The 12,459-nt window shown below is 63.9% G+C and carries 9 protein-coding genes and 1 tRNA gene; 8 read left to right on the top strand and 2 right to left on the bottom strand.

Going from position 1 to position 12,459, the window contains the following annotated elements; translation table 11 throughout:
• The first annotated feature begins 12 nt into the window (after nt 1-12).
• The 3 genes from atpC to glmS all read left to right on the top strand — a co-directional run bounded on the left by atpC (nt 13) and on the right by glmS (nt 4,306).
• On the top strand, nt 13-435 hold the full coding sequence (gene atpC / locus ACOY6C_RS16290) for an ATP synthase F1 subunit epsilon (protein WP_420906575.1): 423 nt from the start codon (nt 13-15) through the stop codon (nt 433-435).
• A 142-nt stretch (nt 436-577) separates the two neighbouring features.
• A complete protein-coding gene (gene glmU / locus ACOY6C_RS16285) occupies nt 578-1,957 on the top strand; it encodes a bifunctional UDP-N-acetylglucosamine diphosphorylase/glucosamine-1-phosphate N-acetyltransferase GlmU (protein ID WP_420906574.1) in 1,380 nt (459 codons plus the stop codon).
• A gap of 516 nt (nt 1,958-2,473) precedes the next feature.
• On the top strand, nt 2,474-4,306 hold the full coding sequence (gene glmS, locus ACOY6C_RS16280; RefSeq protein ID WP_420906573.1) for a glutamine--fructose-6-phosphate transaminase (isomerizing): 1,833 nt from the start codon (nt 2,474-2,476) through the stop codon (nt 4,304-4,306).
• Between the two features lie 126 nt (nt 4,307-4,432).
• Here glmS and lpxK read toward each other — a convergent pair whose 3' ends face one another.
• Together lpxK and ACOY6C_RS16270 are read right to left on the bottom strand one after the other, a co-directional pair.
• Nucleotides 4,433-5,575 carry a tetraacyldisaccharide 4'-kinase gene (lpxK, locus tag ACOY6C_RS16275; protein ID WP_420906572.1) on the bottom strand — a complete coding sequence of 381 codons (1,143 nt, stop codon included), beginning with the start codon at nt 5,573-5,575 and terminating at the stop codon, nt 4,433-4,435.
• A gap of 3 nt (nt 5,576-5,578) precedes the next feature.
• The gene (locus tag ACOY6C_RS16270) at nt 5,579-6,862 is read right to left on the bottom strand and encodes a 3-deoxy-D-manno-octulosonic acid transferase (RefSeq protein WP_420906571.1); all 1,284 of its coding nucleotides are present in this window, start codon (nt 6,860-6,862) and stop codon (nt 5,579-5,581) included.
• A 191-nt stretch (nt 6,863-7,053) separates the two neighbouring features.
• Between ACOY6C_RS16270 and ACOY6C_RS16265 the strand changes: the two genes are divergently transcribed.
• The 5 genes from ACOY6C_RS16265 (at nt 7,054) to ACOY6C_RS16245 (ending at nt 12,345) form a co-directional block, all read left to right on the top strand.
• Complete coding sequence (locus ACOY6C_RS16265) at nt 7,054-8,721, top strand: GspE/PulE family protein (RefSeq protein ID WP_420906570.1); 1,668 nt, start codon at nt 7,054-7,056, stop codon at nt 8,719-8,721.
• Nucleotides 8,722-8,730: 9 nt separating this feature from the next.
• Nucleotides 8,731-9,951, top strand: a complete 1,221-nt coding sequence (locus ACOY6C_RS16260; protein WP_420906569.1) for a type II secretion system F family protein — start codon at nt 8,731-8,733, stop codon at nt 9,949-9,951.
• A gap of 5 nt (nt 9,952-9,956) precedes the next feature.
• Entirely contained in the window at nt 9,957-10,895 is a 939-nt protein-coding gene (locus tag ACOY6C_RS16255; protein ID WP_420906568.1) for a prepilin-type N-terminal cleavage/methylation domain-containing protein, read from the top strand.
• Nucleotides 10,896-10,944: 49 nt separating this feature from the next.
• Nucleotides 10,945-11,955: a hypothetical protein gene (locus ACOY6C_RS16250; protein WP_420906567.1), complete on the top strand. Its 1,011-nt coding sequence runs from the start codon at nt 10,945-10,947 to the stop codon at nt 11,953-11,955.
• A 315-nt stretch (nt 11,956-12,270) separates the two neighbouring features.
• A tRNA-Gln gene (locus ACOY6C_RS16245) sits at nt 12,271-12,345 on the top strand.
• Nucleotides 12,346-12,459 lie beyond the last annotated feature (114 nt).

Genomic DNA, 12,459 nt, shown 5'->3' with positions numbered 1-12,459 from the left:
GGGAGAGCGTCCATGGGCATTGTCATTCAAACCGAACTCGTCACACCGGAGGCGTTGCTGCTCTCCGAGGAGTTCATGCTGGTCACGGCACCCGGTGTCGATGGCTATTTCGGGGTGATGTCCGGTCACACCCCGTTCGTCACGCTTCTCAAGGCGGGGGTTCTCTCCGCGGGAGCCGGAGACGAGGATGCCAGGCAGTATGTGATCGCCGGCGGCTTTGCCGAGGTGAGGCCGGACAAGGTGACGATTCTGACCGAACGCGCCCTGCCCCGCGAGCAGATCACCAAGCAACTGGTGGCCGACGAAAAGCACGAGGCCGAGACCAAGCTGGCGCAGGCCGAGGGGGATCAGGAGACCACATTGATCGCCTATTGGAAGGCGCGCATGGATTTTGTTAAAGTTTGTCAGGAGTTGCTCAAGAAAGAGCAGGGTTGATCGCTTCGCCCTGACACAGTGATGTTTTCGGACAGCGGGGTCAAGGCTGAAAGATGCCTTTGGACCCCGTTGTCGTGCATGCTCTCCGCGATTGTCCGAATGCCGACAGGCGGGGAGTCTGACGGAAGGGAACGGTTGCCTCATGAAGCGTTGTTCGGTGCTGGTGTTGGCCGCGGGTCAGGGAAGCCGGATGCGGTCCAATCTTCCCAAGGTGATGCATGCCCTGGCCGGGCGTCCCTTGTTGTGGCACATCCTGCGCGCGGTGCGTGGTCTGGAGCCGGAGCGGTTGGTGGTGGTGACCGGATTTGGCGCCGAGCAGGTGGAGCGGGAGATGTCCGCCCCGGACATCCATTGGGTTCGGCAGGAGGAGCGGCTTGGCACCGGGCATGCGGTGCGGTGCGCGCTGCCGGTCTTGCGGGGGTGTTCGGGTGATCTGTTGATCCTCAACGGCGATCATCCGTTGATCACGACCGACATTCTTGCTGGTCTGCTCGCCTCTCATCGAGAGAACGGGCAGGCGGCGACCCTGCTCGCCACGGAACTCGACAATCCGCACGGCTATGGACGGGTGGTGCGTGATGCGGAGGGCGGTTTGGCGCGGGTGGTCGAGGAGAAGGATGCCAGCGAGGCGGAGCGTGCCATTCGTGAGGTCAACACCGGGTTCTATTGTGTGTCCCTTGAACATTTGCCAGGTTGGATCGCGCGCATTGGCAACGAGAATGCCCAGAAGGAGTATTATCTGCCCGATATTCTGCCCATGGCCGTGGCGGAAGGGGGTGCGGCGGCCTGGTGTCTGAACGATCCCGTGGCCTTGTCCGGGGTGAACGATCGGACGCAGCTTGCCGAGTTGGAACGGGCGTTTCGCGATCGGCGCGTCGCGGAATGGATGGCGCGCGGGGTTTCGTTCGTGGATCCGGATTCGTGTTGGGTGGCGGCGGATGTCGAGATCGGCATCGACACGGTGATCGAACCGAACGTGGTGCTGGGACCGGGCAGTTGGATTGGCGAGCGGTGTCGGATCGGTCCGTTCTGTCACATCGCGGAGAGCATGGTTGCGGCAGACAGTGTGATTTTGCCATTCAGCCATCTGGAAGGTGCGGAGATCGAATCCGAGTGTGTCATCGGACCCCATGCCCGGCTGCGACCTGGCGCGCGTTTGGCGCCCAAGGTGAAGGTGGGAAATTTCTGTGAAATCAAGAAATCATCGATTGGCGCGGGATCCAAGGTCAACCATTTGAGTTATGTGGGCGATGCGCAGATTGGCAGTGGGGTGAATATCGGCGCAGGCACCATTACGTGCAATTACGATGGGCTCCACAAGCATCGGACGGTGATCGGCGATCAGGTGTTCGTGGGTTCGGACGTGCAGTTCGTGGCCCCGGTGCAGATTGGCGCGCGCGCCACGATCGGCGCCGGCACCACGGTGACCAAGGATGTGCCGCCGGATTCGCTGGCCATTTCAAGAGCCCATCAGACCCATGTGATGGGTTGGTCGGAGCGGCGCGGCAAGCATCGGTCGTGACAGGGCTGCAACTGGCGGGGTCCAGGCAAGGTCTGCAACTGGCGGGGTCCAGGGGCCACTGGCCCCTGGTGGGGTTCGGGGCGAAGCCCTGAGGTTTTGATTTGTGTTCTTTATGACTTTTTCCTTTCGCGCGCTTTTCACGATAAGCGATTTCTCGCGTTTCTTGCGAAAAATCGCGCCAGCGCGCGGTCTCATGTGCCCCCTCCGTTGCCCGTCAGGGCAATGGAGGGGGCGAATTGCACGCGGCAGATAGCCGCGCCTTCGGCGGCCTGTTTGGGGCAAGGCAAGCACCCATCGTTTGCCAAAGGCGCAAACGATGGGTGCTTGCAAGGCAGCGCGCAGGCGTTTTTTCGCAAAAGGCGCGAAAAAACGCCTTTTTGTAGAGCGCGCCAAAGTCAGAAGATCAAAGTCAAGTTCAAAAACAACACCTCGGAGGCTCTGCCTCCGAACCTCCGCCGGGGACCTTCGGTCCCCGGACCCCTGCGACAGTGGAGACTTGAAGGGAGAGTCACCATCATGTGCGGCATCATCGGCGTCATCGGCGAACGCAACGCCACCCCCATCCTGGTCGAGGGTCTCAAACGGCTCGAATACCGCGGCTACGACTCCGCCGGCATCGCGGTCATCACCCGCGATGGATCCATCGGGATCACCCGTTCCAAAGGCAAGCTGGTCAACCTGGAGAACCGCCTGGCCGAAAGCCCGTGCACCGGACTGGTCGGCATCGGCCATACCCGCTGGGCCACCCACGGTCCTCCGACGGAAAAAAACGCCCATCCCCATCAGTCACGCCGCTGCGCGGTGGTGCATAACGGCATCATCGAGAACTACCAGGAGTTGCGCCGCGAGTTGACCGGGCAGGGGGTGACCTTTGCCTCGGACACGGATACCGAGGTGATTCCCTACCTGATCGATCGGGAACTGGATCGCGGCGCGGAGCCCGCCGAGGCGGTTCGTGCCGCGATCCGACTTCTGCAAGGGGCGTATGCCCTCGGCATCCTGATCCAGGGCGCGGATCTGCTGATCGCGGTGCGACGCGGCAGTCCACTGATTCTCGGCATCGGCGAGGGGGAGAATTTCATCGCCTCCGACGCCACCCCGCTGGTGCCCTACACCCGGCGCATGGTCTATCTGAACGACGACGACCTGGCGGTTTTGACCCGCACCAACGTTCGCATCACCGATCTGCGCGGTCACGCCGTGGAAAGGGCGGTCAAGATCTCCCAGGTGAGCGCGGATCTGACCGACAAGTGGCCCTATCGGCACTTCATGCAGAAAGAGATCCACGAACAGCCCACCGCGCTCGGCGAGACCCTGAAAGGTCTGATCCGCGCCTCGGATCTGAGCGTGGATCTGCACGACCTTCAGGGAGAGGTGGATTTCTCCCAGGTGAAGGCGGTCAACATCATCGCCTGCGGCACCTCCTATCACGCCGGCATGGTGGGCAGCTACTGGATCGAACAACTCGCCCGCCTGCCGGTAAGCGTGAACATCGCCTCGGAGTTCCGTTATCGCGAACCCCCGTCGCTGCCGGATGCCTTGACCGTGGTGATCTCCCAGAGTGGCGAGACCGCCGACACCCTGGCCGCGCTGCGTTTTTGTCGCGCGCAGGGGCAGAAGGTGCTGGGGATCGTCAACGTGCCGGAATCGACCATTGCCCGTGAGGCAGACGGGGTGTTGCACACCCAGGCCGGACCGGAGATCGGCGTGGCCTCGACCAAGGCGTTCACCACCCAGTTGATGGTCTTGGCCTGTCTGTCGCTGGCTCTGGCGCGAGCCCATGGCCGTCTGACCCGCGAGGTGGAGCGGGCCAGCGTGGAGGAACTGATGCGCGTGCCGGCCCGTCTGGAGCAGGTGTTGTTGCAGGACGGCGTGTTGCAGCGCATCGCCGGAAGGTTCATGAACGCGCGCGGGTTTTTGTTCATGGGGCGCGGCACCTGTTTTCCGATCGCGTTGGAGGGGGCCTTGAAGCTCAAGGAGATCTCCTACATCCATGCCGAAGGGTATGCCGCCGGCGAAATGAAGCATGGTCCGATCGCGTTGATCGACGAGCAGTTGCCGGTGGTGGCCGTGGCCCCGCGTGATCCGTTGTTCGACAAGGTGGTGAGCAATCTGGAAGAGGCGCGGGCGCGGGGTGGTCGGTTGGTGGTGATCACTTCAGGCGGACATGGGGAGGAGAAGCTCCCCTTCGCGGCGGATCATGTGATCGCCATGCCGGCGTGTGGGATGTTCGCGGCGCCGATACTGTATGTGGTGCCGTTGCAGTTGTTGGCCTATCACATCGCGGTGTTGAAGGGTACGGATGTGGATCAGCCGCGCAATCTGGCCAAGAGCGTGACGGTGGAGTGAGCGCCCCCGCTGTTGCGGGGGACCGGGGACCGAAGCTCCCCGACGGAGGTTCGGAGGCCGCGACTTCCATGCCTTGTGCTGTGAAAAGCGCACGAAAATCAACGTCACAAAGAAAAAATCACAACCTCAGAGCTTCGCCCCGAACCCCACCAGGGGCCCCTGGCCCCTGGACCCCGCCAGTTTTCCCAGCCACGCCTCCAGCCACGCTTCGCCATTCTCCAGCATCGCCATCTCCACCCGCAACGCCAGAACCGGCAACTCCACCATCCCCACCACCCGATCCAACTTGACCAGATCCTTCTCCGTGCAGACCAACACACCGGCACCCAACCGCCGCGCCTGATCGACCAACCCCCTCACCTCGCCCAAGGTGAACGCGTGATGATCGGGAAACGGATGAAACCCCGCCACCCGCACCCCCAACCTCTCCAAGGTCCGACGGAATCCCTCGGGCGCGGCCAAGCCGCAAAAGGCCAGAACCGAACCCGTCAACCCCGCCAACGGCGCCACCGCACCCGGTTGCCGCGCGTCGATCCAACCGGTCGGTCGATGGGTGGCGGCAAGAATCCGCCCCTTGAAAAAACGCTCTCGCAACATCTCCCGCGCCCCCCGCGCAACCTCCGCATCCTCGGCCCGGGTGAGAATCACCCCGTCGCAACGCTCCAAGGCCTCGGGAGACTCACGCAAGATCCCACCCGGCAACAAAAAACCATTGCCAAAGGGCCGACGGGCATCCAGCAACACCAGATCCAGATCCCGCACCACGTCCAGCCGGTGAAACCCGTCGTCCATCAGGATCCAGTCGCTCCCCAAACGCTGCGTGGCATGACGGATCAGGGCGGCCCGGTCCGAACCGGTCAACACCGCCACCCCCGGCAGAGTGCGCGCCAGCAACGCCGCCTCGTCGGCGGCCTCGGGCGGGGCGAGCCGCACCCGCTCGTGATCGGAGACCACGGTAACCTTGGCGCGGGACTTTTGCCGATACCCGCGACTCACCACCGCCACCCGCCCCCCGGAGGCCTGAATCCAGCGGGCGAGCCGGATCACCATCGGCGTCTTGCCGGTGCCCCCCACGGTGAGATTGCCCACGCTGATCACCGGACAGGGGGCGCGATAGCCCCGCTTCGCACCGCGCCGGTAACGCCCCACGCGCCATCTCTGGTAACGGGCGAGGATGGCTCCCAATCCACCCAGCACACGCAGCAACCCGCGCCCCATCCTGGAATCCGGAACCAGCTCGCCGCGCAACCAGGGGAGCAGGGTCTGCATGGCTCAGAGGTTCCGCACCAGCGGTCCGAGGGCGTCCAGGGTGCGTTCCAGGGCGCCGGCGTTGGCGGGAATGACGGCGCGGGCCGCCTCGCCCATCGTCCGACAGGTTTCCGGACTCTCCAACAAGGCGTTCAACCGGGTGTGCAGATCGGCGGGCGATGCCACCTGGATGGCGCCACCGGCCTGGATCAGTTGCGCGGCGATGTCGCGAAAGTTGAAGACATGCGGCCCGAACAGCACCGGCACCCCCCAGGAGGCGGGCTCGAGCATGTTCTGACCCCCGCGCGGCACCAGGGAGCCGCCGATGTAGACCACCCTGGCCAGACGGTAGAGCCCGGCCAGCCAGCCGATCTCATCGACGAGCAGCAACGGCGTGTTCCAGTCGCCCTGAAGCTGGGAGAAGCGTTGACAGATCAACCCCTGTTTGCCGATGCGTTCCAGGATCTCCGCGCACCGTTCCGGATGACGCGGCACCAGGATCAGGCGTGGCGCCAACGGATGGGCGAGCAGGGCGCGATGGATGGGCAGAAGCAGCTCCTCCTCGCCCGGATGGGTGCTGGCCGCGATCCAGACCGGCGCGACCGGCGCGGGCAGACGCGCCTCCAGGCGACGCAGCAGCGCGGCATCCGGGGGGTTCATCGCCTGATCGTACTTGAGGTTGCCGGTGACCTGGACCCGTTCTCGTGGAGCGCCCATGGCGATGAGGCGTTCGGCGTCGGCTGGGGATTGCATGAGATAGAGGCGACCATCGGCCAGCAGCCGGCGGGTGAGCCGGCGGATGGCGTGGTAGCGCTTGAAGGAGCGCGGTGAGATGCGCCCGTTGACCACGCAGATCGGGATGCCGCGTCGGGCCAGAACACGAAAGAGACCGGGCCAGAGTTCGGTCTCCATGATGATGAGCACCGCGGGTTGGATCGCATCGACGAGCGGTTGGACGCAGACCGGCAGATCCAGGGTGAGGAAGTGGTGGGCGCACGCCTCGGGGATCTTGTCGCGCACCACCTGTTGACCGGTGCGGGTGACGGTGGTGATCACCAGGTCGTGGTCCGGAAAGGCCGCGGTGATGCGGCTGGCCAACGCGCGGGCGGCCATGGCTTCGCCCACCGAGACCGCGTGCAGCCAGATGCGCGGACGCCCCCGATCGGGGGCCCGTTCGGCCACCGGAATCCACCCCAGCCGACGCAGGAGGGTGCCGCGATACTTGGGGGTGGTGAAATAGCGCCAGATCCAGATCGGCAGGGTGATCAGGACCAGCAGCGACAAGGTGACATAATAGAGAAGATGCATGCGGCCACGAACCGTCTGGACTGGAATCGGGATCGCCGGACCCCACGAAACACCATATACCATGCCGAATCCCGATGCATCGAGTGATTTTGCGGCGGAGGGTTTAAAAAGGGGTCGCGATTGGTTATGCTCTTGATCAACGGTGGTCGCGACGCGGCCCGGGGATGACGCCATGGGGTGAGGTGGGAACGATGTCCGAAACGGAAAAGGTCACCAAACAGATCGGTGAACTCCTCAAGGAGCGTGGTCTGATCAACGCCGACCACATCGATCTGGCCTTGCAGGACCAGAAGGTGACGCGGGAGCGGGTCGGCGAGATCCTCGAACGGTTGGGATTCATCTCCCAATACGACATCGCCATGGCCATCGCCGATCAGGATGGCCGCAAATACGTGGACATCGACCAGAAACGTCCCTCCCCCGAAAGTCTGCGGCTGTTCAACATGCAGGCCTGTCTCACCCACAAGTTCCTCCCCTACCACACCGACGCCGGCGAGGTGATCGTCGCAACCTGGTCGGATGATGTGGAGGGACTCGAAAAGTTCATCACCCGCTCCACCGGACTCAAACCGCGCATCCGCCAGGGCGAAAAGAGCAAGATCATCAACGCGGTGCAGTATTACTACCACTTTCTGGAAAACCCGGTCGAAACCCTGATCCAAAAGGAGATCCAGCAGCTCGCCACGGATCGGGACGGGGTGCGCTCCCTGGACACCTTCGTCTTGCATCTCATGCAACTGGCGGTCAAGTCGCGCGCCTCGGACATCCACATCCGCCCCATGGACCGGTCGATTTCGATCGCCTTCCGCGTCGATGGGGTGATGCGCGCCCAGTTCGCCCTGCCTCCGACCTTCAAGCGGCTGGTCGCCACCCTGAAAATGAAGGCCGGCATGGACATCGCCGAACAGCGCCTGCCCCAGGACGGCAGTTTCTCCGAATCGATCCTCAACACCCCATACGACTTCCGCGTCTCCTCGACCGTCTGCCCCTACGGCGAAAACCTGGTGCTGCGCCTGCTCCCGGCCAAGGGGGATTTCATGAGCATGCGCCAGCTCGGCATCTTCGACGAGGATCTGGAGATGCTGAACCAGATCTTCAACGAACCCTTCGGCATCGTGCTCCTCACCGGTCCCACCGGCTCGGGCAAGACCACCACCCTCTATGCCGCCGTACGCCAGCTCAACCTCACCGAAAAAAACATCCTCACGGTCGAAAACCCGATCGAATACCGCATCCCCCTGATCCGTCAGACCCAGATCAACCTCAAGGCCGGCTACACCTTTGCCAGCGCGGTGCGCCACTTCCTGCGCCACGACCCGGACGTGATCCTGGTGGGCGAAATCCGCGACACCGAAACCGCCCAGACCGCGGTCTCCGCCTCCGAAACCGGTCACCTGGTGCTCTCGACCCTGCACACCAACACCGCCCTGGGCGCCATCCCCCGTCTGCGCTCCCTGGGCATCCCCAACTTCATGCTCGCCGACTCCCTGCGCGGGGTGGTCAGCCAGCGCCTGGTGCGCAAGATCTGTCCCGGCTGCCGCGAAAGCTACACCCCGGACGAATCGGAACGGGCCTACCTGGGGGATCCCACCCTCGAAACCCTCTGGCGCGGACGCGGCTGCGCGGATTGCCATCAAAGCGGTTACATGGGCCGAACCCTGATCTACGAAATCCTGCGCACCAACCGCGACCTGGCCGGCATGATCGGTCGGGATGTGGATGTGGATACCCTGGAAAAGCTCGCATTGCAGGCCGGGCACCGCACCATCTTCCAGAACGCGGTCAGCAAGGTGAAACTCGGTCATACCACCGTCCAGGAGGTGATCCGGGTGCTGGGTCACGGCGCGGAGGCGCATTGAGGGATAGCCATGGCCTACTTCCATTACAAACTCGTGGCCCGCGAGGGCCAGGTTCGGGGCGGGGTGATCCATCTGCCCTTCGACAACCCCCTCTCCGCCATCGCCTACCTGGAACGCCAGGGGGGGACGGTGATCTTTGCCAATCCACTCCATCCATGGCTGGGAGCCACCTGGGGGGTGTTCGAACGGTTCTTCGAAACCCGGGTCAAGGTGTCCACCATGGCCGAGGCGTTGAACAACGCCTCCATCATGCTCAAAGGTGGCATCCCGGTGGTGGCGGCGATCCAGGATGCCCTGGCCGACCACGACAACCCCACCATCGCCATGGTGGGATGCGATCTGGTGAGCCGCATCCACGCCGGCTCCAGCCTTTCGGAAGCCGCCAGAAAATGGGATCGCCACTTTCCCGAAACCACGTTGTTTCTGATGCGCATCGGCGAGGAGACCGGCTCCCTGGACCGCACGATCCAGGATGCCGCCCGTCACATGATCAAGGTGGACAAAATCGTGCGCGAAACCAGGGGGGCCCTGCTCTATCCGGCCATCATGTTCACCGTGATCTTTCTGGCCATGGCCTTCTGGCTCTATGCGGTGGTGCCGATGGTGCTGCCGCTGCTCAAGGCTACCGGCAAGGAGCTGCCCGCCCTGACCCAAGGCATCATCGCCACCGCGAATTTCCTGCGCGATCATATCGGCACGCTTTTTCTCACCCTGTTTGGCCTGATCCTCGCCTTTCGCGGCGCCATGCGCCAGCTGCCGCCCTTCCGGCGCCAGATACACGCGCTGATGCTGAAACTGCCGATCATCGAAACGATCATCCATGCCTCGAATCTGGCCTTCATCACCGCCTATTTCAGCCTGCTGTTGAAAGCCGGCGTGGATGTGATCAAGAGCATCGATATTTTAAGCGCCTCGCTGTCGAACGAAATCTACCGGATGAAGATGCGCGAGGTGCGGGCCGGGCTGCTCAACGGTCTGGGACTGCGCGCCTCGTTTGCCGAGGCCAGGATCTTCCCCGCTTTCGTGGTGCGCCTGATCGGCATCGGCGAGGTGAGCGGCGCGTTGTCGGTGCAGCTTGATTTCGCCGCCGAAGAGTATGGCCGCCGCCTGGATGACGTGGTGAAAACCCTGGGAAAAAGCATCGAACCGATCGCCCTGGTGTTGGGTGGCGGACTGTTCGTGCTGCTGCTCGTTGGCATGTTCATGCCGCTCTACAGCATGGCAGGGTGAACGCGATGAAGAGCGCCACCCACACCGCCGAACGGTCCAGGAGCCTCCACCAGGCGGGATTCAGCCTGATCGAACTCTCCATCGTCATGATCATCATCGGGCTGATCATCGCCGGCGGGGTGGGCATCTACGAACCCTCGATGCGCCAGGCCCTGAAAAACAAGAACGAGACCATCGTCAGGCAGGCGGTCGAGACCCTGATCGGCTTTGCCGGAGCCCACAAGAGCCTGCCACGCGAGCTCCGTCACGCCGGGGTGGTGGGCGCAGTGCAGGATGCCCAGTTGAACCCGTTGCAATACGCCCTGGACGCCGCCCTGCTCGAGATGAACCAACTCTGTCGGCGCGATGACACCCCGTTGTCGGTCCAGGTGCTCAAAGCCGACGGGAGCGTGAACTTCGAGGTGATCAACGTCGCCTTCGTGGTGTGGAGCCGGGGCTACGACGGACGCACCGGCCCGGAGAAACCGACCGGGGCCATCGATGGCCAAACCCCCTACCCGGTGCCGCCGTATGCGGAGAACATGGCGGACGATCTGGTCGGTTGGGCCACCCTGGCGGAACTCCAGGCCGCCGCCGGCTGCGGCAGCCAGGGGTTGAAGATCCTGGTGAGCGCCCTGCCGGTGGCGCGCGTCGGCGCCCCTTACGGCACGGTGACCCTGACCCCGGAGGGTGGCAAGCCGCCGTATGGGTGGTGCGTGGCCTTTCCGGACCAGGAGCGCGCCGGCAAGCTCGCCTTCAAGGCCGATGGGGATCTGACCCCAGCCGACGCCTTCGATGGTTGCGGGGAGCGCCGGGTCGTCGGCGACACCCTGACCATGCACGGCCTGGCCCCCTTCGTGGCGACGGATCAAGGCGGACCGTATGATTTCGTGGTCCATCTGCAAGATGGCAATCGGCAGCCCCACCGGACCAGCAGGCGATTGAGCCTGTTCGTGCAGCCGTGAGAGGGGTGAGTTGCCCGGTCGTATCCCAACGGGGGAGAGCAGGCGCGCGATGCAGTCCGACAAATCCGCTGGTTTCAGCCTGATCAGCCTGGCGCTCTTTTTGATGGTGATCGGGGTGAGTCTCTCCACCCTGACCCTTTTGTGGCCCAATCTGGAGAGCGTGGGTCGCGAGAAGAGTGTGGCCGCGCTGCGGGCGGATCGCAACGCCCTGCTTGGTTTCGTGGCGGCCCAGGCCCGGCTCCCGGAGGCCGGCGAGATCGCCACACGGCTGCCCCGTCCGCTCGATGGCTTCCTCAATCCGATCCAATACGCCCATGATGCCGCTCTGACCGCGCCCAACGCCATCTGCGCGGCCACCACCACCCGCCTGGCGGTGGACAAACAGGCCAACATCGCCTTCACGCTCTGGAGTCACGGTCGCAATGGCCGGGTCAACCAGGTGGATGGCCAGCCGGACAAGCGACCCGGGGCCATCGAGGTGGCGACGCCCATCCCCAATCCCCCCTTTGACAATGGCGGCACGCCGGACGACATCACCGATGATCTGGATGATCTCCTGGAGTTCATGAGCCTGGATGCCCTGCGTGCCGTGGCCGGCTGTCAGGAGCGGGAGGGGTTCGAAGGGTTGTCCGTGGTGGTGGATCGGCTGCCGGCAGGATTCGAGGAGAGCGTTTACGGCAGTGTGACCTTTTTTGCGCACCAGGGCATCCCTCCCTATCGCTGGTGCGTGGAGAGCCGCGCCCTGGCGGCTGGCGGGGCGCTGAAGGACAAACTCCGGTTTGATCCCGACGGGATGGTGGGCGCTGGCTGCGACGGACCCTGGAGCAGCGAGCCGCGTCCGACGTTGACCCTGCGCGGGGAGGCGCCGTTCGTGCCCGGCGACGGGGCGGCCTGGGGACGTCGCCATCCCCTGCGCATCCATCTGGAGGATGGAAGCGGCGCGCGCGCCCAACGTCTCTTCGAGCTGGTGGTGTTGAGCCTGGAGACACCGGGCGCGGTGAAATTGAACGTCACCCCGCACTTGAGCAATCCCCCCGCCTCCCCGACGGAGAAGCGCTGACGCCTTCCGGTTGCAGGAAACCGCTCCACCCCGACAACCGGAAAAATGGCCCCTGCGCGCGGCTTCACCTCCCTTCCCCCTGAACCTGCCAGGCCAACGTGCCTGATGGGGGGAGAACCCCCTCACCCCCCGTACCGTGGACCTCCCTTCGGGAGTTCCACGGTAACTTGACAGGATGGGGGGAGAACCCCCTCACCCCCCGTACCGTGGACCTCCCTTCGGGAGTTCCACGGTAAAAAATTCCCCTCCCGTTCGCTCCAACGCACGTCCTCCCTTTTCCCGCGCGGTCGGATGGTGTAGGATGGCTTTCCATAATGGGCCGTCGCCAAGCGGTAAGGCCCCGGATTTTGATTCCGGTATCCCCAGGTTCGAATCCTGGCGGCCCAGCCACGCTTTTGTCTCTTCGCATGACGGGACACTCCCCCCAAAAAAACTCTGCGGATCCCCCCAAAAAAAATTCGTGTCCCCGTTCAGAACCCCCCTGCAATTTGGCGGGGTGGGCCC

Source organism: Candidatus Magnetaquiglobus chichijimensis (assembly GCF_045865675.1).
Lineage (GTDB): Bacteria > Pseudomonadota > Magnetococcia > Magnetococcales > Magnetaquicoccaceae > Magnetaquiglobus > Magnetaquiglobus chichijimensis.
Note: the sequence above shows the minus strand (reverse complement) of the source record. Positions and strands in the feature narration are given on the sequence as shown.

Excerpts from the sequence above, each read along its gene's own strand:
- lpxK (WP_420906572.1), bottom strand. The coding sequence starts at position 5,575 with ATGCAGACCCTGCTCCCCTGGTTGCGCGGCGAGCTGGTTCCGGATTCC.
- ACOY6C_RS16265 (WP_420906570.1), top strand. The coding sequence starts at position 7,054 with ATGTCCGAAACGGAAAAGGTCACCAAACAGATCGGTGAACTCCTCAAG.
- atpC (WP_420906575.1), top strand. The coding sequence starts at position 13 with ATGGGCATTGTCATTCAAACCGAACTCGTCACACCGGAGGCGTTGCTG.
- ACOY6C_RS16255 (WP_420906568.1), top strand. The coding sequence starts at position 9,957 with ATGAAGAGCGCCACCCACACCGCCGAACGGTCCAGGAGCCTCCACCAG.
- glmU (WP_420906574.1), top strand. The coding sequence starts at position 578 with ATGAAGCGTTGTTCGGTGCTGGTGTTGGCCGCGGGTCAGGGAAGCCGG.
- ACOY6C_RS16250 (WP_420906567.1), top strand. The coding sequence starts at position 10,945 with ATGCAGTCCGACAAATCCGCTGGTTTCAGCCTGATCAGCCTGGCGCTC.
- ACOY6C_RS16270 (WP_420906571.1), bottom strand. The coding sequence starts at position 6,862 with ATGCATCTTCTCTATTATGTCACCTTGTCGCTGCTGGTCCTGATCACC.
- glmS (WP_420906573.1), top strand. The coding sequence starts at position 2,474 with ATGTGCGGCATCATCGGCGTCATCGGCGAACGCAACGCCACCCCCATC.
- ACOY6C_RS16260 (WP_420906569.1), top strand. The coding sequence starts at position 8,731 with ATGGCCTACTTCCATTACAAACTCGTGGCCCGCGAGGGCCAGGTTCGG.